Here is a 21,981-nt window from a genome sequence, read left to right on the forward strand (position 1 = left end):
TAGTGTGGGAGTTCCCATGTGAGAGTAGGTCATTGCTAAGCACCTATTAAAGATATAGCCTGACTTAATGTCGGGCTTTTTCTTCTGGAGGGGTTCCCGAGTGGCCAAAGGGATCAGACTGTAAATCTGACGGCTCCGCCTTCGGTGGTTCGAATCCACCTCCCTCCACCATCATTTAATAGCCTGCATTTGCAGGCTTTTTTGTTTCTGCTATTAAATAATGTTATTTAGGTGTTTGGTGTGAGGAGAAAGTGAGCAGTTGTTGGTATTTACTGCGTAATTTATTGAATCGTTTATAGGATTCACTGGTTGGAGAAAGATCTTTCAACTGCTTCATTAACACTTTTGCTTGTTTAAAGTCATCAACGCGGCTCGGGTTTACTTCATAAGATACCAATAAAACTTGCAGCAAATTAAGTTTTATCCCGATGTGATTCGGAAAGTGGTATAGCGCTTGATTAAGTTTATCGATGGCTAAGGTATATTGATTGGCCTTGTAGAGTTTTATCCCCGTTTCTAAAGCGTTCTGTGCTGCTAATTTGTCTTGTTCGGTAACCGCTTTGTCAGATAAGGCGACAACTTCTGATAATATTTCCATATTGTCGGGATTTTCTTGCGCCAATTGTTGTAATAAATCATTCGCTTGTTTTCTCCTGTGTAAACCAATCAAACAACGGGCGATTTTGTAGGTGTGTTCAGGAGATAATTGTTGTTTATGACTATTTAGTAATCTTTCTGCTTCTTTTAGTGTGGATTGACTGGCAACCTTATTGTTTGTACAGCCATGTAAACGTGCGGTAAAAAATTGTGCGAGTAGCTTAATTTCATCACTAGGGAAGTCTTTGGTCATTTTTGTCAGTAATTCACAGGCTTTATTATTGAGCTTTCTTAACTCAAACTGACTTAAATTGTTGTGATTTTCTATGACAGCTTCGGCAAACTGTATCGCATTTTCGGGATGTTTGTGAATAGAGTGATAAGCTAACTCATTAGTTTTAGACAAGGCTTTAGTAGCTTTGTCTAATCGGTTATTGTTAAGGCAGAGATCAGCATATTTTCTCAAACGTGTTACCGATCTTGGTGATACCATTAATGCTTTCTCTAGCACTTCTTCTGCCTTATCAAACTTATTATCGAGCTCATAAGTTTTAGCAAGCCAATCATAGGCAGATAAATACAGTGGGTTGTTATCAATAACGGCCTCAAAGTATTTTTCAGCTATAGGGTAGTTATTATTTACTAATTCAACTTTGCCCATACCAATAGCGGCCCACTGACAATTTGGTGTGCCTATATATGCCATATAAATTTTTTGTGCTTGCTTAAATTCACCCAATTCAAAGTGTTGCCGAGCTCTGATACCTAGACATTCATTTCTAAACGGTGAGTTTTGCTTGATTAATTGATTGCATAATTGAATGACAAGCTGCCGGTTATTGCTGTCCATTGCTTGATAGATGTCAGCCATTACTTGTTTCTTTTCGAAGCAACGACTAAGCCGAACACTGAGATCTTTAAGGGTATATGGCTTGGTTAAGTATTCATCTGGTTTGTGTTCTAATGCGGCTAATACCATAGCTTGTGAGACTTCTGCAGTGATCATGATGATGATACATTTGCGTGAAATTTTGCCTTTGGATCTGAGCTCTTCTAATATTTGTTGACCATTCTTTTTTCGGGGTCCTAAATCATAGCCCATTAAAATAACATCAAACTCATTGTATTCGCATAATTGTAGAATATCAGCAGCATGGCTGCTTGTATGAACACTTAATGCGCCTAAACTGTACGCGAATATTTTAAGCGTATCGCTTGATTGTTTAATATTATCAACAATAAGGAAACGTTTGTTTCCATAATCAATCTGGCTCATGAATTCCCTTTATTTGATCATGCTATAGTTGCTTTTAGCGGAATTTTCACAACTTGTCTAGAGGGGGTCGCTTTCTTATTGTGCGCATGGGATGAAAATGACGATATATTGCTAAACTGGTGGCGATACTGTATGCTTCAGCGCCGCTGTAGTTCAGCTCGTCCACATTAATAAAGAGCCATATCATGAGTTTTTCCTCGTTAGCATTATCTAAGCCTATCCTGCGTGCGATCGATACTAAAGGTTATACCACGCCGTCAGCTATTCAAGCACAAGCAATACCCGCTATTTTATCTGGGAAAGATGTGATGGCTGCAGCACAAACAGGTACAGGAAAAACCGCAGGTTTTACGTTACCTATGTTGCAGTTATTGTCGAAAGGACAAAGGGCTAAAGCCAATCATGTGCGAGCGTTAGTTTTGACACCAACTAGAGAACTTGCCGCGCAGGTAGCAGCCAGTGTTGCTGACTATTCTAGTGGTTTATCCTTGTCGTCAGCCGTTGTCTTTGGTGGGGTTAAAATAAATCCTCAAATGATGAAGCTACGCAAAGGAATAGACATTTTAATTGCGACACCGGGTCGATTATTAGATTTATATAATCAAAATGCGATTAAGTTTTCTCAGCTTGAAATTCTAGTATTGGATGAAGCTGATAGAATGCTAGACATGGGCTTTATCCGAGATATTAAAAAGATTATTGCCTTATTACCCAAACAGAGACAAAACCTGTTGTTTTCCGCAACTTTTTCACCTGAAATCCGTGAATTGGCGAAAGGCTTGGTTAACCAACCCGTTGAAATTTCAGTCAACCCTGAAAATTCTACAGCGAGAACTATTGAGCAGGTGGTAATACCAACGGATAAAAAAGTGAAGCCGAAATTGCTGAGTTTTTTGATTGAGGAAAATAACTGGCAGCAGGTACTGGTTTTTACTAAAACTAAACACGGCGCTAATCGGTTAACTCGAGATCTCGAAAGCCAAGGAATTAATAGTGCTGCTATTCATGGTAATAAAAGCCAAGGAGCCAGAACAAAAGCATTAGCAAATTTTAAATCTGGTGATATCAGAGTGTTAGTCGCAACAGATATTGCTGCACGTGGTTTGGATATAGATCAGCTGCCACAAGTGGTTAATTTTGAACTACCGAATGTGTCGGAAGATTATGTACATCGGATTGGTCGTACCGGCAGAGCAGGGGCAACAGGTCATGCAATTTCTTTGGTATGTGCTGATGAGCATAAACAATTACAAGATATTGAGTATGTAATACAGCAACATATTGAGCGTAAACTTGAGCCGGGGTTCGAGCCTATTAATGAATTACCTCCTTCGAGAGACATTCGTCCACTTAAGAAAAAGAAACCAAAAAAGCCCAAGCAAGAAAAACCCGAGCATAAAGATGGACAACGCTCTGCTGAAAATGCAAGGGGACATAAGCCAAAAGGCAAGAATGCCAAGCACGTCAATTATGATAAAAAAACAAAAGTGAATACATCTAAGCCTAAGCGAGCAAAAAAGCCAAAGGCCTAAACGCGTTAGTTAGCGTTATTTTTAGCTAGCCATTTGTCTAAGTTATTCGCAAAGGCTTGGCGGTCAGCTTGGCTGATCGGTGCAACACCACCCGTTTCAACACCGCTGGAACGTAAGGTGTCCATGAAATCGCGCATATTAAGTCGTTGTCTGATATTGCTCATGGTATAAAGCTCACCCCGAGGGTTTAATGCCGTAGCGCCTTGTTCTACAATCTCGGCGGCTAGTGGGATATCACTGGTGATCACTAAATCACTTGCTTGGCAACGTTTGACAATTTCATTATCAGCAACATCAAAACCGCTACTTACTTGGATAAACTTAAGATACTTAGATGGCGGAATTCGCATAGCGTGATTCGCTACTAAGCAGGTTTCTATTTGAGTGCGTTCGGCTGCACGAAACAGAATCTCTTTAATAACGACAGGACAAGCATCCGCATCGACCCAAATTTTCATAACGTGTTTCCTTGGTTAGTTGCTAGTAAAAGTGATTCTAGGCTTAGCACCTTTGCTTGAATCAATTTGAGGAGTACACAATAACAAGCGTGAAGACTTGAGTTGAAAATCATTAACCATACGGTGTTTAAAATTGTCTAATCGTGTTTGAGCCAGCTTGAGTAGTTGCTTGATATCTTCTTTATTATTAACTTCATCACCTGCAGCTAAATCAATATCTTGAGGAGCCGCAATCGCGCATATGGTCATTTGTGTGGTGTCCTTCTCCTTCATTAATGCGGCAAATTGTTCAAGGAAGCTCTGATGTTCATCCGATAATGTTACTTGTTTAGGCGCAAAAATGAGATCATTAAAGCGCAGTTTAAGCATTTCATTACCTGCCGCTAATGCAACGGAGACAACTTTGGCGTAGGGCACGAAGGTTGTCATCAGATATTCTTTTGCCGCCATCATGGTGGCTTGTTTGACGAGTAAACTAAAAATACCAGAGGTGCCAAAGCTAGGATCACTGGTTTTGCCAGATAAAGGAATATTCAATTCAACGTTGCCATCACTGTCTTTTAACATGCCAATCGCAGCAGAAAATGGAATGGCTGTTTTATCGCTGAGCGAGTTTGCTTGGTGGTCATCGGCGGCCGTTAGGTCGATGCCTTGCAATAAAATGTCGGTTTCACCCGTTAGTTGCTCACCTTTGAGCTCAGCTTGTATTGCTAAATTAAGTAAACCGCTTTTGATTTCATACTTCAGGGCATCTTTGATGTAGGTGGAAACGCTGGGTAAATCTAACTCCTTCAGATTAGCTGTTAATTGTAGTTCAGGCTCTGGTAGTAAAGGCTTACCAAAACCATTAAAGTCAAAAATTGCGTATTGATTACTTTTGCCCGCCAGTGAAAATTTACTGACTAAATCCGGTTGTTGCGTGTCTATGGGTCCCAATAATAGTTTTTCGATGATGAAGCTTCGTTCATAAGCAGGATCAACACTATTGTCGGTGAAGTGAATACTGGCGTCATCAGCGAATTGGAAGCGTTCAATGCTAATTGGATAGTTTGATGCTGGTACTGCCTTTTTTGTTGCTGCGACAGGTTGCTGTTCAGTAGTGTTACTTTGTGGTTTATTGGTTAATAAGGATTCAAATGGTTGTAAGTTAGAGACTTTCTTCTCGCTATCTAAAGAAATATCTGCGGCCAAGCCAGCAATGCTGATCTCTTTGATTTTTGTCCCAAGCGCTGATAATGCGATATCAGTGACAGTGAGTTGCTCAAATTGTGTTAACGCAGGTAATTGCGTACCTTGATTTTTCGCTATCACAGCGTTGGTGATTGTTAACTTTGGCAAGTGTAATTGTTGAATTGATGTTTCAGTGTTAATTGCAACAAGACCGGTATCTACTTGCGCAATTGCTGCTAATGTTTGCTGGAGCTCATCTTGTCTGTTAATCAATGTATCTGTGAGTTTTACATTAAATTCGCCATCAATTAACACTGGTTTTTCCGGCTGAAGGTGAATGTTAAGGGTTGAGCTGGTAAATGCTTGTTGGCTCGCTGTGAAATTAATCCCCTGAGTATTTAGTGTCAACTGTTCAAGTGATTGGTGGGTATCAGTGAGTACAATATTGATTTTCTGATCGTTAATGTCTAGCTCTTGTTGTCCTGTGACGCTGAGTGCACCAGATAAAGCATTGAATTCTTCCGGTAGCCAAGGCAGAAGTTGAGCTAGTTGAAAATCATCTAAGGATAACGCATTTTTAATATGAACTTTATTATCAACGACTACAAATTTAGCTTCAGTGGCTAATTGTGATTGTTCAATAGCGACTTGTAATTGGACCGTCGCGGTTTGTGTGTCTTTATTAGCTTTAACATCGCTGACGGTTAACGCATTTATTGCGATTAGCTGTTTTTGCTTTGGGTGAACTACTAGTATTTCACTTTGTGATAATTCCAACTTGGGCATGATCACTTGATAAGGCATTGGCGTTTTATCTTCATCTGATGGCGATGAATCAGGTGCATTGTTGTTAGCTAAGCTAATGCCAGCCACTTGCCAGTGATTATTAACCAATTCAATAATGGTATACAGGCCGTTAATTTCAAAGGATTTGATAGATAGCTTATCGAAGATTAACTGTAATAAGTTTAATTCAATACAAAGCTTGCTCACAGCCAACATCTTCTGTTGGTTTTTATTGATAACCAAATCTTCAATGGTTAATGCAGAAATAAAGGGGTTATAGCGAAAATGTGATTGTTCAGCGAGTGATAATTGATAAGGAGATAACTGCTGTTGTACGACTTTTCCAATGATCATTGGTGAGGCCAACCAGATGATAAAATACAGGGAAAATAAAATAATCGTTATGTATTTAAGGGTAGAAAAAAACAGCTTCTTCATTGAGTATTACCATATTCCAAAGTTGGTGCAGTTATTTTGCAAGACTATTTTAACGAATAAGTCGTAACATGAATATCATTAGTTATGCGCTAATCTACTATTGAAAAGGCAAAAATTGTTTCATCTATTGTCAGCTAAGTGGTAGTTTGAGTTAGATTGGTCAAGTGTAGAGTGAAAATATGACGAAACGACAACGAGAATTAACCTTACGATTTCTAGCTGAGCCACAAGATGTCAACTTTGGTGGCAAAGTGCATGGTGGCGCCGTAATGAAGTGGATCGATTTAGCTGCATATGCTTGTGCTGCTGGTTGGAGTAGCCGATATTGTGTGACAGCCTACGCTGGTGGAATTCGTTTTGTCTCTCCAATTCATGTGGGGAGTTTAGTCGAAGTTAATGCTAAAGTGATATTAACAGGCAACTCTTCGATGCATATTGCATTAGAAGTTAGTGCCTGTGATCCCAAGTCGTTAAATCGCCGCTTAACTACCCACTGTATAGTGATCATGGTCGCCGTTGATGAACATGGCGAGAAAATATCTGTACCAGAGTGGATACCTGAGACCGCAGCCGATAAAAAACAGCATGCTACAGCGAAGCGCTTAATGGAAATGCGTAAACAAATCGGTGATGAGATGCAGATCTTTGTCGACTAACTTTAGGATATTATTATGAGTAAGAACACTCAATTTGATCAAAGCATTTCATCATTTGCTAAAGCTGTGGTGACAACAGAGACGTTATGGCTATTAACGGATGAGCATGGTTGTATGATGTTAAATAGTGAAGATGAAGATTGTGTGCCTGTTTGGTCTGAGCAAGTGTTAGCGGATGCGTGGATAAATGGTGAATGGCAATCTTGTAAAGCAGAAGCCGTAACGATTAATGATTGGCTTAATCGTTGGGTACCAGGACTTGTCGATGATGATTTAGCGGTAGTGGTGAACCCTGATCAACAAGCAATGGGAATAGTATTATTACCGGATGAGTTAGCTTATGAAATTGAACGCTGTCGTAAAAAGCGTACGAAGTAGTTGCGCTAGTCAAACATTAAAAGCTTGGATTAATACAATTACTCGGCAGTTGGTTTTGATAGAGTTGTTCGAGTTCGCTCGATTTTTTCATCTCACTGAGAATTTGATTAAATTGACGGACAAAGGAGGGCGATATTCTCTTTCGGTTGAAAATGAAATGAATATCTGCGCTAGAAATAATCAGAGGGTGCATGACAAGCTCAGGGAATTCTGAGCGAGCGAGTTCACTACAAAGTACAATATCATCGTCAACGACTACATCAACTCGGTTATAGGCAAGCATTTTTAACCGTTTTGCAACGGTATCCGAGAAAATAAAGCCATCGTATTGGGTTTTGGCTTGTTCAAATTCATGACCATACCAACCAGCTAAATTAACGGCGATAACTTTTTTAGCAGCGATTATTTCCGTTAAGCCGTTGATATTTTCAAGTGTATTATCACTTGCCCGATAGACAAAACGGTTCTTCTCAAAGCGATAAGGTAATGAGAAATCAAATTTTTTATGCCTTTCTTTGGTAAAGCTTGCTCCAAGGCCAATATCAAAATTTCCTGAACTTAATTCAAAAAGTGATCGTCTTTCAGGAAAGTGAACTACTTTAAGCTGGCATTGCATTTTTGACAGGATCTGTTTAAGTAACTCAACATCAACCCCTAAGCTTTGCTTTCCCTGTTGATAAAGGTATGGATACCAATCAGACGTAGAAGATAATACCAAAGGCACATCACATTCTTGAAAATTTTCAGCCTTAGATTCATTGCTCAAACTTAGAATTAAGTAGAAAATTGAACAAATTAGCAATGGTTTTATCGTCATCTTAATTTTGTATCAGTTAAGCGCTATAGCCACAAGTATAGGCGAATAATCTATGTGCTGCAGTAAGTCTGTTGCAGCCTAGATGTAGGCTGGATATTGAAGTTTATGGGGTAAACGGTAATGTTAGCGTAATTGTTAGCTAGCACAGTAAAAATGAATAGAGTCGTAAGCAATGTATGTACTTACGACTCTACAGGTTTTGTTAGTCTAAAGTGAGTAGGTAAGCGATAAGAGCTTTGTAATCTTGGACAAAATTTTTCGGGTCAAGTTCTTTGTTGTTGATTAAGTACTTACCGTTAACTACTAGCGTTGGTACGCTTTTTAAGTAGCGACCACGAGATAACTTATCTTGTTCTTTTTTATTACGCTTAACCTGGCCTCTAATTGCAAAACCTTTGGTGCCTTTATCAAAGGTGGCACCATCACCACCTGCGGCAATATAAATTTTACGAACGTCATCCAGACTGGTGATTGGTTGACGTTTTGTTTGAATATAGCTAAATGCTTCGGCATTAAACTGTTTGGCTAGCCCAGTTTTTTCAGCAATCGCTAAGCCAGTGCTTAACATGGTTTGGATTTCAGGCGAACTTTGTCCCATAAAGTCTACATGGGTTTTCTTTAATTTAGTTCCGTTAGGTAGACTACTTTCAATTTCGCCAAGATATGATTCGAAACTGCGACAGTGCGGACAGTAATAAGAAAAATATTCTCGTACCTCAGGGCTGTTTGTTGGTTGGCCGGGGACAACGAAATAATGGGTGCCTTCTTCATACTTAGCTGCATTGGCTGCTAATGGTAGAAAAGCGACAGCAAAAAAGGCAATCAACAGTTTTTTCATAAAAGCGTACTCGTTTTTGATGTAATAAATTAATAAAGATAAGTCATTCGATAATATCACTATTTAATGAAATAGGTAATATCTGACAAGAGTTATTCCCTGCAATAGACAGTGAATTAACCGATTCAGTTCCGCAAACTATGTAAATATTTATGTAACATGCTACTTTAACATTGAGTAGCAACAGCTCTAAGACAAAGGAAAGTACACATGCAAAGTCATGAAATAGATTATCAAATTATCGGTGAATCAATGCAGATGGTTGAGATCGAGCTTGATCAAGGAGAAACCGTTATTGCAGAAGCGGGTGCCATGAATTATATGGAAGATGGTATTGAGTTTGAAACGAAAATGGGTGATGGCTCACAGGCCGATCAAGGGTTGTTTGGTAAGTTGTTATCGGCGGGTAAGCGTGCATTAACCGGTGAATCTGTTTTTATGACACACTTTACCAGTCATGCATATGGTAAGCGTAAGGTCGCCTTTGCTGCCCCATTTCCGGGGTCTGTTATTGCATTAAATTTGGCGCAAATGGGAGGAAGTGTGACCTGCCAAAAAGATGCTTTTTTATGCGCGGCGCATGGAACTCAAGTTGATATTGCCTTCAATAAACGCTTAGGGAGCGGTTTTTTTGGTGGCGAAGGATTTATTTTGCAGCATTTATCAGGTGATGGCATGGCGTTTGTTCACGCTGGCGGCACTGTGATTGAAAAGCAATTATCGGGAGAAACTTTACGGTTAGATACCGGTTGTTTGGTGGCGTTTAGCGATGGTATCGAATATAGCATTGAGATGACCAAAGGGCTTAAAAGTATGTTCTTTGGGGGGGAAGGCTTTTTTATCGCTACGCTAACGGGTCATGGTAAGGTATGGATCCAGAGTTTACCTTTTTCTCGTCTAGCTGATCGCATTATTCAGCATGCACCTAAGTTAGGCGGTAGTGTGCATGGTGAGCAATAATGGATGAAATAAGAGGCGCTGATTGCGCCTCTTTAACTTGACTTTAAGTTAAGTTTTAAAGGTATTGGCTAAGTCTTGCAGTGTGCCAGCAAGAATGGCCTGTTCTTTTGATGTTGTCGCGATTTCATTAGCACCTGCGGTGGTTTCAACAGATTTTTCTTCAATATTAACAACATTTTGTGCAACATCTTGGGTAACAACTGATTGCTCTTCTACCGCAGTTGCTACTTGTTCAGTCATTTCAAAAATTTGGCTGATCGATTGAGTGATATCTTCCAAGGTATGCTCGACGTCCTTCGAATTACTGACCGCTTCACCGGCCTTAGATTGACTTTGTTCTATCACGTTGTACGCGGCATTGGCATCATTTTGTAATGAGTTGATAAAACCTTCAATTTCTGAGGTGGACTCTTGGGTGCGCTGAGCTAAGGTTCTTACTTCATCTGCAACAACAGCGAACCCTCGTCCTTGTTCACCTGCACGGGCAGCTTCAATCGCGGCATTTAACGCCAGCAGATTTGTTTGCTCCGCTACGGATTTAATCACATCCACAACTTTGGTGATGTTATTGCTACTTTCATGTAAGTTGTTGATTTGTTGGGCTAGGCTGTCAATCTCTTGTGCTAAAGACTCGATAGATTGATATGATTGTTTCACCACAGAGAGGCCACTTTGGGCTTGCTGATCTGCTTCTTTTGAGGAATCGGCAGTGAGCTGTGTATTGGTGGCTACTTCTTTTACCGTGGCTGATAATTCTTCAATGGCTGTGGCGATCAAACTGATGCCTTCTTGCTGACCATTTAATGACTCTGAATTACGGTTACAGGTTTGAGAGGTTTGCTCTGCAGCTGAAGCAAGGGTCAAGCTTGAGGTAGTAATTTCATCAATGGCACCAGAAAATTTACTGAACGTTAAATTCAGCGCCGTTGCTATTTGCCCTAATTCGCTTTTCCCTTCAAGTGTTGCCCTGACCGTGAGGTCATTTTCGTCACGAACTTTTGCCATTACTTGAGTTAATTCTCTGACACGTGTGGTTAAATCTTTAATAGTGAAAAAGCTAATGGTAAAAGTACCGATAATTAAAACAATCACTAATAGCGTTACCATGAGCATGGTAGTGAATGCTTGATTTTTTATCTCTTGTGTATTGGCAATCAGTGTATTGCCAATATGATTTTCAATTTTTTTCAACTGACCGATACGTTCGGTTGATTGATCAAACCAGTGCACAGCATCAGTATTAAGGTTATCGCTATTTGTGGTTGCAATAGCTCTCATGCGATTAACTTCTTTTACTGATGGATGAGATGTTTGTCGTTGGTAAACTTCTTTATTGGATTGAGTCGCCACAGCAAGGAAGTTATCAAAGTAGGTGTTTTGTTGAGTCACCAGTGAGATGTATTTAACAAACATTCCGTCTGCAAATGAATTACGGCTAAAGGTATTACTTAAGACGGCCCGTTCAATTCCCGCTCGCTCTTTACCCTGGAGAAAATTATAATAAGCCATAGTTTGTTGGGTTATACGAGGATCAGTGCTTAACTCGGTAATAATGGCAGAAACATTGAGTAACTTGGCATTTAAATTGGTATAAAAGCTAATCGCTTTGCTTGCTTCGATAGATAAGTTGTCTACTTGAGAGCGTATTGATTCAAGCTGCATTAGTTCATTTTTGATCGCTTGATTTAATTGCTTAACGGTACTTTGTTCAAAGCTATTATCGGCCAAAAACTGTCGTCTCTTGGCTGCTTTTTCATCGGTGGCTTGTCGTTGCCCTTTAATTTTTTGGGCAAACTTTTGTCCTTTTGAGCCGATATAGCCAGCAGTCATGCCACGTTCTTTCTGTAACTCATGCACTAAAGCACTAAAGCTGGTCGATAGTTGCGTTAATTGTTCGAGTTCAACCATTTCATTGTATTTATTCACTCCTTGATAAATGGTACTGATACTTAGCCAAAATAGTCCAATAATGGGCAGAGTTAACAGTAACAATATTTTTTTGGTAAAGGTAATATCACTGAATTTCATATTGCTTTCCTTAGATAAAATAATGGCATTTTCTCATGTAATAAAGTTGTAATACAATTGTACTAAAGTCGTAAACGCCTGATTTCAATAAATATTATTATATAAAATCTTGATGAACCAATATGTGATTTTAGTCAAAAAAGACCAAATTAGAAAAAAATTAATACAGTACAAAATCAGTCACTTAAATGAAACAGCTAAAAAAGATCTAATTAATTTGAAATAGTTTTGTAATTTGGTGATGCCTAGAGAGAGTTTCAGATACGGCATAATGCCGTATCTGATAATAAGCTTTATTTTGCTTTTGGCTGAGAGCCTATCAGCCCATAATGACAAATAAATACATAACAGAAAATCGGTAAGATGAAAGATAGCTGAAGTCCAACGGTATCAGCGAGCATCCCTTGAAAGAGCGGTATAATAGCCCCCCCAACAATAGCTAAGCATAAAATACCTGAACCTTGACTGGTGTGTTGTTTCAGGCCGGTAATTGCTAAGCTGAATATGGTGGGAAACATAATAGAATTAAATAGGCCTATGGCTAATACGGCCCACATGGCAATATGACCACTCGTTAAAATAGTGATAATTAATAAACTAATGACGCTGCACGCATTAAAGGCAAGCACTTTACCCGCGGCAATTTTTTGCATCACACCGGCACCAATAAACCTGCCCACCATAGCACCGCCCCAATAATAGGCAATGTATTTAGCGGCTTGGGCTTCTTCCATCGCGGCGATGTTGGGCTCGGCAAGGAAGTTAACTAATAAACTGCCAATGGCGACTTCAGCCCCGACATAAACAAAAATACCGATAGCGCCTAACACTAAATGTTGATATTGCCATGCATTACCTGATTGAACGTCGGATGAATGCGACTCTATATGGTGAGAAATCACGGGGAGTTTAAGATAGGCAAAAATTGCGGCAAGTATTAAAAACATGCCAGCAAGCAACAGATAAGGAAACTGTACGGACTCTGCCTGCTGGCTTGTCGTCATGGCTGTTGTTGCTTGGTCAAGAATCAACAGGGCTCCAAAGAAGGGGGCGACTGTGGTTCCTAATGAATTAAATGCTTGAGTTAATGTTAGGCGAGAAGAAGCGGTTTCTGGTGACCCTAAAATGCTGACATAAGGGTTGGCAGATACCTGCAATATTGTAACTCCGCTTGCCAGGATAAACAGGGCAAGTAAGAATACTGAATAACTCTGTAGACTTGCCGCAGGGTAAAAGCTAAAACAACCAAAAGCAGCGATTATTAAACCCAGCACAATACCCTTTTGATAGCCGAGCTTTTTCACCATCATGCCTGCCGGTATAGAGACAATAAAGTACGCACCAAAAAAACAAAACTGAATGAGCATCGCTTGGCTGTATGATAAGTTAAAAATTGCTTTTAAATGAGGAATTAAAATATCGTTTAAGCAGGTGATAAAGCCCCACATAAAAAATAGTGTGGTGAGCGAAGTCAGGGCGAAAGTATAATTTTCACCTTGAGTATTATTCACTGTGCTTGGAGCGATATCAGACGGGGATGTAGCCATGATTTTTCCTGATGCTAAATAATCATTAATTCAATCTAGATTAGCGTAATTGTCAGGCTAAGTGTTATTGGTTCTCCAGAGATCTTAGTGATCAACAGGATGGTTTTATCGTGCTAATATCTCTTAATATCAGAGTTTTTAAGCCTTGTGGGCTATTTAGCGCTTTCTATTGAATACGTATGCAGTATTTTGCTGGGCTGTTGCCCATTTTTTCTTGATATTAGTGCTAGAACGAATAAGACAAGTGCAGGATGATCAGGGCATGAAAGAAGGTGTTTTTTGATGACTAAAGACAATATGACTGTGAATAAAGATGATACTATCTGCCCATTATGCCAACAGCAAAATCAATGCGGCATTGCTGCTGAGCACGCATGTTGGTGCACTAAAGTTAAAGTGCCTAGTGAATTAACGCAACAAGTACCCGCATCATTGAAAAACAACGTATGTATATGCCAAGCGTGTATCGAAAAATTTAACATTGATAATGCACAACCCGCTAAATAATACTCAGCTTGTTCATGGTTATGGCGCTATTTTTTTACCCGAGTGTAAATTTTATTGACGAGTCAATACGCACTATTGATGACTACTAGTGCTTGGTTGCAGAAATTGGTTGGGTGAAATGCCCATCTGTTTTTTGAACATATAAATAAAGGCTGAACTGGATTCATAACCGAGCAAATTTGCAATATAACTGACACTGTCGCCTGCGGCTAAGTGTTTAATAGCAATTTGCACATTGAGTTTTTGTCGCCATGTGCTGTAGGTGATCCCCGTTTCTTTTTTAAATATGCGACTTAAGGTGCGAGAAGAGGCATTGACAAAGTTTCCCCAAGAATTGAGATCACTTTTGAGTGACGGATGCTTTAATAACTTATCGGTAATATTGGTTAAACGCTGATCACTTGGATAGGGTAAAAAAGTATCCAGTGTTGGAGCTTTGACAAGATAATCACGGATCAAACGTAATAGACGACCTTCGCTACCTTGCCATGAGTAATCATTCGTTATGACATGGCTTTCGAGTAATAAAGCGCAAACAAAAGCAGAAATTGATAATACGCAAGTAGCATTGGGAAAGTCTGTTGCTTCAGCTGGCTCAAAATACAGAAAAGAGAGCAGCACATCAGATTTTGCCACTAGCTCAAGCGGGGTGTTTGCAGGGATAAAAATAGCTTGTTGAGGTGGTACAATATAGCGCCCATGCTCATTAATTACCGATAGTACGCCATTTTGCACAAAAATCACCTGATCACATTCGTGCTGGTAATCACTTAGTCCAGTCATTGCAGGTGTTTCTTTGTGTAAAATAACGATTGGTGTAGTTAGCTTCTTAGGGTTGTCTGTTGTCGTCATTTCTATCTTTATTATAATATTTTCGAACTTATGACATAAAGTGTTGGTTAAAATCATCAAAATAGCAAGTTTAACGGTGGTAAATGCGAGGTGTTAACTACTTATTATTGACAATGGCTGGAGGCTAGCAGGGGATTATTTACAATAAAGTGATTGTATTTTGTATGCACAAATAATTACACTAAACACCATAAAAAATTATATCAAATGTATGGTTAGGGATTATAGATGAGAAAGTTAGTCACTTTGAGCTGGTTGCTGTTAAGCCCAATGGCTTTTGCTGACGGAGAAACCCATTATCAGGTGTCTTTTGATAATGCGGTGCACCATGAAGCAAGAATTTCAGCAACATTTTCTGATATTGAAAATCAGGTGTTAGAAGTGCAAATGAGTCGTTCCTCACCAGGTCGTTATGCATTGCATGAATTTGCTAAGAATGTCTATAACGTTTCTGCAGTAAATAGCATGGGACAACCTCTTAAAATTACTCGTCCTAATCCATATCAATGGCATATTGAAGGACATGATGGTGAGGTCACGGTAACATATACCTTATTCGGTGATCGTGGTGATGGCACTTATACGCAAATAGATCGTACCCATGCTCACTTAAACATGCCAGCCACTTTTATGTGGGCAACTGATCATGAAGATAGAGCCATTGACATTGAATTTCGCCCGTTTGATGCACAATGGAAGGTGGCAACGCAATTACCACAAGGGGATGGCGGCAAGTACCATTTTACCGCCCCCAACCTGAATTATTTTTTCGATAGCCCTACTGAATTAAGTAATCATCAAGTACGTTCATGGCAAGTGACTTCTAATGGTCGAACCCAAACAATTAATCTGGCGGTACATCATGATGGCATTGACGAAGATATTGATAAATATACAGATATGGCAAAAGCTGTGGTCGCTGAACAAGTTAAATTTTTTGGTGAGCTACCTGAATTTGATTATGGGGAATATACCTTTATTGCTTGTTACTTACCTCATGTTAACGGTGATGGTATGGAACATCGCAACTCCACCATACTGACAAAATCATCTTCGCTAGATGAAGCTGAATATTCTCAGTTAAGTACTTTATCTCATGAGTTTTTTCACCTGTGGAATGTGGAACGTATTCGTCCAAAAGAACTTGAACCATTTGATTTTTTAGGCGCGAACATGACATCGAGTTTATGGTTGGCAGAAGGTTTTACCACTTACTATGATCGCTTATTTATCAGACGTGCCAATGAATGGGATCATGAAAAATTTCTTGAGCACTTAGCAACCATAGTTAATCAAGCTTATTTTATGCGCGGGCGCTTATATTTAACCCCTGAGCAGGCGAGTCAGTTAGCGACTTTCACTGATGCAGGTACCTCAATCGATAAAACTAACTTTAAAAATACATTTTTTAGCTATTATACCTACGGTAGAGCGATGGGCATGGCATTAGATTTATCCATTCGTGCACAATTTCCTGGTAAATCGTTAGACGACTTTATGCGACAAATGTGGCTAGATTTTGGTCGTTCAGAAACCCCTTATACACCTGATGATATTAAGAACACTTTAGTGAAAGTAACCGGGGATCAACGCTTCGTTGATAAATTCTTTACTGAATATATTAAAGGGCAGACTAAGCCTGATTTCTCTGCTTTATTAGCACCAGCAGGTTTAACCGTGAAGCAAAAAGATGAAGAGAGTGCCTTTGTCGGTAAAGTTTCGTTTGATTTTGATGGTAAGGCTGCCATGGTTGCCAATCAAATTTTAGTCAATTCTCCCCTTTATAAGGCTGGCGTTGAACAAGGAGATCAAATCGTCAAATTAGGCCGTCGTGAAATTCGCTCGAAGAAATTATGGAACAAAGCGTTAGCGCAATTTGAACCTGGAGATGTTACCACTATTGAATATATACAGCGTGGTCATACCGTGAAGAAGCAAATCACGTTTATTAGTGATCCTCAGGTAGAAGTTGTGAAAATGTCAGAAGATGAATTAACAGAGCAACAACAAGCTTTTTTAATTGATTGGATTGGTGAAGATACGGTAGAAGAAGAGCAACAAGAAGCGCCACAAGTTCAACCACTTCCGGTTAACTAATTGTGGCACGGCTGCCGCCAGATTATTTGGCAAAGCCCAAGCTAACCAGTAAGGCAGTGAACATGAGCTATTCAGAGCAACAGATCTGGCAATTGACAGAACCACTTCGACAATCGCTAGGTAACAATATCACTTGGTCATTTGATGAGCGATTAAATATGATGCTAAGTGAGTTTGCACAAAACAAATCACAGCAAGTGTTATCTAGTTTGAGGGAAACCTTAATCGATGAATGGCATGACAAGTCATGGAAACATCAACCCTCAGTACTAAAAAATGCACTCGCTGACTTTGCTAAGTTGAAAAAAGGGCAGCGCATTTTAGCGCTTGCTGCTGATCAGCAAACCCCAACTCTTGTTGCATTATGGTGGCCGTGGGACCATGGAGGGACGTATTCATTAAGGATCAAATTGATTGAACAGAGTTACCAAGTGACACCTGAACAAGGTTCATCTTCAGGTGTCATTGCCTGGTTAAAAGGGTTATTCACTGGTTTTTAAGTTATTGATGACCGGCTGTTTAATAAAGTGCTGAACTGGAAGGTAACAAGCAAAAAAGCACACAACAATGACCGTCACACTGGTTGATAAATAGATCGTTATTAATTCTATTACGTTGAGTTGAGTCAGTGGCTGTTTTATTGAGAAATAAATGATCAGCAGTATAGCAACACTCGCTATAAGGCCGGCCAATAACGCTAACAAATTTTCTTTAATGATCATCGACAAAATAGTGCGACCGTTTGCGCCAATTGCCATGCGGGTGCCTATTTCGAATCGTCGCATTCGGGTCGAATACTTTAAAACCCCAAACAGGCCGATTGCGGAAAGTATCAATGTGATTATTGTCAACGCAGTGGTTACTGTTGCTGTTGTGGTGGCACTAAATAACCGTTGTTCTTTATTGTGAGTAAGTGAAGAAAAACTAAATAAGCTCAGCCGCTTATCGACGGATTTTATTATTTTGATCACTTCTTCACGTGTTAGGGATTGATTCGGCTTAACTTTAACAAGCAACATGTTTCTTGTACGGCTAGCACTGTAATAGAAACGCGGATGTTTAACACTTGTACCAGGAATGGTAATACTTTCAACTATACCGATGATACGGGCGCCATTGTTAAATGTTGTTCCTATAACATCACCGTGTTGAGCCAACCTTTTGGCAAAAATATCATTAACAATTATAAGCGGCTCACGGTTATCGACCTGTTGTTGAGTAAAATTATCGCCAGCTAATAGGCGTTGATTAATCAGCTTGAAATAGTGTTCATCTATGTCTTTACCTGAAATTGAATAGCCTTTGTTATCATGAGCCGTGGTAAGGGCATAAGTACCAAAGATACTGGGGCGCATACTTTGACTGACTATGTCAATTTTGGCGGTATTTGATAATGCGGTTTTAAGGGCGTTTAATTGACTTAGCCGAGCCTCTTTTTTCATTTCAGGTACAGACAACACGATAGCGTAGGTGTGATCGGGTTGATAACCTAACGGTTGCTCGATAAGTGTTAGGGCGTCTTTAAATAGCAAGACATTGATAAATATTAGTGTTGTTGCGATAGCTACTTGGCTGATAATAAATGCTGAACGGGTGTTCTTTGATACTTGTACAGCATTACCTTTACCACTTGCTTGTAAAGAGGCATTTAATGCGCGGTAATTCACTGATCTTTTTGCGACATATGATAATGCTAAGGTTAGTATGATTAAGCTACCAAAGGATACTAACACTGACACGCCATTCAGACTCAGTTCATTGAGTCTGGGTAAATGATCGTTTAAGTAGTAATGCAGTAGGTCAAAGCCCAAAACTGCAATGAATTGGGCAAATACCATCGCTGCGATCATTAATAGACCAATTTCACAGAGCAAGGTGTAAAAGATGTGTCTACTTGTGGCACCCACAGCGGCTGTAATTGCCAGTTGTTGCTGGCGCTCTGCATTGCGCGATAATAGTAAGTTAGCAATATTAGCAATGCTGATCAGGGTTAAGCCAATCGCGCCAATGAGTAATAAATATACCGTTTTAGTGCTACCACTGATGATTTTTGTTTTTAACGGTGATGTGTTTATCTGAATACGCCAATCTTTGAAAAAGTGCTGGTCACTGACTTGTATCTGCCATTGTTGGTCTATTAACTGTGTAAGCTGTTGGCTCATTTGTTCAACTGAGAGCGTAGAACCTGATGCAGTTTTACCGATAAACATTAACCCGCCATCGTCATTTCCCCACTGTTTTCGGTCGTGTTCGCTTACCGAATTAAAGTCCCAAGGTAAATACAACTGGGTGTTATAACCTGCACCTGCTATCGGGAGTTCTTTAAATGCTGGGTCAATTACGCCAATAATGGAAAAGCTCTTGCCATCTAAGGTGATATTTTTATTTAGAATATTCGGATCACTGCTAAATTCTGTTTGCCATGTGTGATAACTCAAAACCGCTACCGGGTTGTATGTATTGAGCGCTTCATTGTCATTAAAGGGTCGACCAATGATAGTGTTGATATTCAGTAATTTAAACCATTGTGGCGATACATATTTTATTTCCATCATAGGCTCTGAAGGTAGTGAAGTGACGACACTACCATCTAAATACATTAAAGCACTGTGCTCGAACACTTGTTGATTTTGATAAAGGTGCATTAAATTTGGATAGATAAATGCGTTACTATCCGTTTTATTTTCACTGTTAATGAGCTGCTGGTCGACAGCATATAGCTGGTCCTGTTCAGGGTAAGGTAAAGGCTTGATTAGCATCACATAGGCTAGTGTTGCTACGCATAGTAAGGCACCTAATGCTATTGCCATGGTCATGATCACCGCAGCAGAAAACATAACATTTTGCTTTATATTTAAATATGCCTGTTTGATTAAGTAGATAAATAATCTCATATTGATAACCATTATGATGCAAGTGCCGGTGATTGAGGCGCTTGTAATATTTGACCATCAAGTAATTGAATTTTCCTTGTTGCCATATCTGCATATCTCGGGTCGTGCGTTACCATACAAATGGTGGTGCCTTGTTGATTAAGTTGTTCAAGAAGTGCCATGACTTTGTCTCCTGCACTTGAATCTAGGTTACCCGTCGGTTCATCCACTAATAGAATGGCAGGGTTAGCAATGATTGCCCGTGCAATTGCCACTCGCTGTTGTTGACCACCTGATAATTGATTGGGCGTATGTTGACTCCGATGTGATAATCCTACTTTTTCAAGGCAATTGTTAACCCTTTGTGCTATTTCTTTCGCCGTGAAATTTTCATGGTGATAGCGCAGAGGTAGTGCAACATTATCAAAAACGGACAGTTGATCTATTAAGTTAAATGACTGAAAGACAAATCCTATTTGACAGTTTCTTATTTGTGCTGCTTGGTTTAGCGAGAGTGAAGTTACCGAATCCCCCGCAAGGGTATATTCGCCACCAGAAGCTTGATCAAGTAATCCTAAAATAGACAACAGAGTCGACTTACCACAACCAGAAGGGCCGCAAATAGCAATATACTCACCTTGATTAATAGTTAGGTTTATTGATTTTAATGCGTGAGTTTCTAATTCCTCTGTTTCATATATTTTTGATACATTGGTCAAGGTGATTACTTTGGTCATTCTTTTGCCTATATTCGATGTTATGTTTAAAGTATCTAAATTGCGTCACACTAATTGAGTGATATTTCGTCTGCTTGGTAATGTGTCAGATCTGTAATGACAAACTTTTCACCCTTAGCAACGGGTGACAAAATTTCAATATATCTACCGGTACTCTTGCCTAGTTTAACATTAGTACGATGTGCTAAATCTACCGTTTCGTTTAGCTTATACAGCGTTATATTTGTTCCTGCCTTGGCATTAGCGGGCCTTGTAATGTAAGTTGCGTTAGTTAAGGTGTTTATTAATATTTCTGCATTAACACTCTGTTCTGGTCTGACATTTTTTGGTAGTTCCGCAGGCAGTTCAACTTCAATATTAACGGTATTATCCGTCACTGTGGGCTCTATTCGTACGATATTGCCTTGCATCTTATCTTGATGGGTATCTATGAATACCGTTTGCCCGATCTGTGCAAGTCGTGCATCATGTTGCGCAATTTTAATTTCTGCTATTAGGTCTTCTTTACTGCCGATTAGCGCCAGTGCCTGCCCGGGTTGAAGGCTTTCTCCTAATGTAACCGATAGTTTTTGCAGTACGCCAAACATTCCAGCTTTTACCTCAAGGTTATTCAGTTGTTGCTCTAGTATGGCTAGTTTGCCTTGTTGTTGTTTAATGCGTTCATTGACAATATTAATGGCTTCAATATGTACTTTAGTTAGCTGGCTTAATTGCTGATTTATGATTGATATTCTTTCTTTGAGTTGTTGTTCATTCAGCATACTTTGCTTAAGAGTAATATCGGAAATGATGCCGTTTGTTGCTAATTTCTGTTCAGCCACACGTGTTAACTTTGCGGATTCGTATTGGAAGTTTAATTCAGTTAATTTTGCTTTTTCCGTTAATATTTCTCGCTGATTGTTCACTTTTATTTGCCTTAAGTTCGCCTTAAGTTGGGCAAGTTGTTGTTGTTCATTAGTCAATGCCAGCGCTAATTTCGGATTTACTAAGCGTAATATGATGCTATGTGGTTCGACGGTTGCACCCGGCTTTAACAGGATTTCGTGAACGGTTGCCTCTGTTTTAGTGGTGATTAACTGTAATTTTTCAGACGTTAACTTGCCGTAACCTGATACTGTTATAGGCAAGTTACTTTTTTGCACGGAGGCGATCAGTAAGTCTTTCTTATTTAGTTCGATTTCACTGAAATTGTTTGAAATCCATAAGTAAATAAAAGCAAACACTAATAGTAACAGTGGTAAATAGATGACTTTTTTAATGGCAAAGGCTTGTTTCGATTTTTTTATATCCATTGATTGCGCTTGTCTTTATGTTTTATCTCAGTTTGATTACTACAGCGAATATTATGCCAAGATAAAAAATGTTAAAAATCAGAACTATAGTTGCTCTGTTGTCGATTGTGGTGGTTACATTAGTCCGAAAACGAACCATGAT

18 protein-coding genes and 1 tRNA gene are annotated in these 21,981 nt (G+C 39.4%); 8 read left to right on the forward strand and 11 right to left on the reverse strand.

What is annotated here, in order from left to right:
- Positions 1–86 precede the first annotated feature (86 nt).
- A tRNA-Tyr gene (locus tag IV514_RS00005) sits at positions 87–171 on the forward strand.
- A gap of 52 nt (positions 172–223) precedes the next feature.
- Here the strand turns inward: IV514_RS00005 and IV514_RS00010 are convergent.
- Complete coding sequence (locus IV514_RS00010) at positions 224–1,873, reverse strand: tetratricopeptide repeat-containing response regulator (protein ID WP_206482857.1); 1,650 nt, start codon at positions 1,871–1,873, stop codon at positions 224–226.
- Between the two features lie 185 nt (positions 1,874–2,058).
- Between IV514_RS00010 and IV514_RS00015 the strand changes: the two genes are divergently transcribed.
- Positions 2,059–3,405 (forward strand): DEAD/DEAH box helicase, encoded by a 1,347-nt coding sequence (locus tag IV514_RS00015; protein WP_206482858.1) that lies wholly within the window; start codon positions 2,059–2,061, stop codon positions 3,403–3,405.
- 5 nt (positions 3,406–3,410) lie between these two features.
- Here IV514_RS00015 and IV514_RS00020 read toward each other — a convergent pair whose 3' ends face one another.
- Together IV514_RS00020 and IV514_RS00025 are read right to left on the reverse strand one after the other, a co-directional pair.
- Positions 3,411–3,863 carry a YaiI/YqxD family protein gene (locus tag IV514_RS00020; RefSeq protein WP_206482859.1) on the reverse strand — a complete coding sequence of 151 codons (453 nt, stop codon included), beginning with the start codon at positions 3,861–3,863 and terminating at the stop codon, positions 3,411–3,413.
- Between the two features lie 15 nt (positions 3,864–3,878).
- Complete coding sequence (locus IV514_RS00025) at positions 3,879–6,257, reverse strand: DUF748 domain-containing protein (RefSeq protein ID WP_206482861.1); 2,379 nt, start codon at positions 6,255–6,257, stop codon at positions 3,879–3,881.
- A gap of 179 nt (positions 6,258–6,436) precedes the next feature.
- On the opposite strand from IV514_RS00025, the gene IV514_RS00030 reads away from it, so the two are divergent.
- Both IV514_RS00030 and IV514_RS00035 read left to right on the forward strand, forming a co-directional pair.
- Positions 6,437–6,913, forward strand: coding sequence for an acyl-CoA thioesterase (locus IV514_RS00030; RefSeq protein ID WP_206482863.1), 477 nt, complete (start codon positions 6,437–6,439; stop codon positions 6,911–6,913).
- A 15-nt stretch (positions 6,914–6,928) separates the two neighbouring features.
- Complete coding sequence (locus IV514_RS00035; protein WP_206482864.1) at positions 6,929–7,291, forward strand: DUF2750 domain-containing protein; 363 nt, start codon at positions 6,929–6,931, stop codon at positions 7,289–7,291.
- 16 nt (positions 7,292–7,307) lie between these two features.
- On the opposite strand, the gene IV514_RS00040 is transcribed toward IV514_RS00035, so the two are convergent.
- Positions 7,308–8,057, reverse strand: coding sequence for a transporter substrate-binding domain-containing protein (locus IV514_RS00040; protein WP_206482865.1), 750 nt, complete (start codon positions 8,055–8,057; stop codon positions 7,308–7,310).
- A gap of 253 nt (positions 8,058–8,310) precedes the next feature.
- Positions 8,311–8,946, reverse strand: a complete 636-nt coding sequence (locus IV514_RS00045) for a thiol:disulfide interchange protein DsbA/DsbL (RefSeq protein ID WP_206482866.1) — start codon at positions 8,944–8,946, stop codon at positions 8,311–8,313.
- A 210-nt stretch (positions 8,947–9,156) separates the two neighbouring features.
- On the opposite strand from IV514_RS00045, the gene IV514_RS00050 reads away from it, so the two are divergent.
- A complete protein-coding gene (locus IV514_RS00050) occupies positions 9,157–9,906 on the forward strand; it encodes a TIGR00266 family protein (RefSeq protein ID WP_206482867.1) in 750 nt (249 codons plus the stop codon).
- 48 nt (positions 9,907–9,954) lie between these two features.
- Here IV514_RS00050 and IV514_RS00055 read toward each other — a convergent pair whose 3' ends face one another.
- Entirely contained in the window at positions 9,955–11,934 is a 1,980-nt protein-coding gene (locus IV514_RS00055; RefSeq protein WP_206482868.1) for a methyl-accepting chemotaxis protein, read from the reverse strand.
- Positions 11,935–12,227: 293 nt separating this feature from the next.
- A complete protein-coding gene (locus tag IV514_RS00060) occupies positions 12,228–13,481 on the reverse strand; it encodes a sugar MFS transporter (protein ID WP_206482869.1) in 1,254 nt (417 codons plus the stop codon).
- 282 nt (positions 13,482–13,763) lie between these two features.
- On the opposite strand from IV514_RS00060, the gene IV514_RS00065 reads away from it, so the two are divergent.
- On the forward strand, positions 13,764–13,988 hold the full coding sequence (locus tag IV514_RS00065) for a cysteine-rich CWC family protein (protein ID WP_241242121.1): 225 nt from the start codon (positions 13,764–13,766) through the stop codon (positions 13,986–13,988).
- 72 nt (positions 13,989–14,060) lie between these two features.
- On the opposite strand, the gene IV514_RS00070 is transcribed toward IV514_RS00065, so the two are convergent.
- Positions 14,061–14,840 carry a helix-turn-helix transcriptional regulator gene (locus IV514_RS00070; RefSeq protein ID WP_206482870.1) on the reverse strand — a complete coding sequence of 260 codons (780 nt, stop codon included), beginning with the start codon at positions 14,838–14,840 and terminating at the stop codon, positions 14,061–14,063.
- A gap of 228 nt (positions 14,841–15,068) precedes the next feature.
- On the opposite strand from IV514_RS00070, the gene IV514_RS00075 reads away from it, so the two are divergent.
- Together IV514_RS00075 and IV514_RS00080 are read left to right on the forward strand one after the other, a co-directional pair.
- Positions 15,069–16,937: a PDZ domain-containing protein gene (locus IV514_RS00075; protein ID WP_206482871.1), complete on the forward strand. Its 1,869-nt coding sequence runs from the start codon at positions 15,069–15,071 to the stop codon at positions 16,935–16,937.
- Between the two features lie 62 nt (positions 16,938–16,999).
- The gene (locus IV514_RS00080; protein ID WP_206482872.1) at positions 17,000–17,437 is read left to right on the forward strand and encodes a hypothetical protein; all 438 of its coding nucleotides are present in this window, start codon (positions 17,000–17,002) and stop codon (positions 17,435–17,437) included.
- Here the strand turns inward: IV514_RS00080 and IV514_RS00085 are convergent.
- The 3 genes from IV514_RS00085 to IV514_RS00095 are packed head-to-tail and all read right to left on the reverse strand — an operon-like array spanning position 17,420 to position 21,839.
- Positions 17,420–19,831: an ABC transporter permease gene (locus tag IV514_RS00085; RefSeq protein WP_206482873.1), complete on the reverse strand. Its 2,412-nt coding sequence runs from the start codon at positions 19,829–19,831 to the stop codon at positions 17,420–17,422. The two genes, IV514_RS00080 and IV514_RS00085, sit on opposite strands and share 18 nt — an antisense overlap.
- Positions 19,832–19,842: 11 nt before the next feature.
- Positions 19,843–20,547: an ABC transporter ATP-binding protein gene (locus IV514_RS00090; protein WP_206482874.1), complete on the reverse strand. Its 705-nt coding sequence runs from the start codon at positions 20,545–20,547 to the stop codon at positions 19,843–19,845.
- 50 nt (positions 20,548–20,597) lie between these two features.
- Positions 20,598–21,839: an HlyD family efflux transporter periplasmic adaptor subunit gene (locus IV514_RS00095; protein ID WP_206482876.1), complete on the reverse strand. Its 1,242-nt coding sequence runs from the start codon at positions 21,837–21,839 to the stop codon at positions 20,598–20,600.
- Between the last annotated feature and the right edge of the window lie 142 nt (positions 21,840–21,981).

Origin of the sequence: Thalassotalea sp. G2M2-11 (assembly GCF_017168195.1) — a bacterium.
In the GTDB taxonomy this organism is placed as follows: Bacteria; Pseudomonadota; Gammaproteobacteria; order Enterobacterales; family Alteromonadaceae; genus Thalassotalea_E.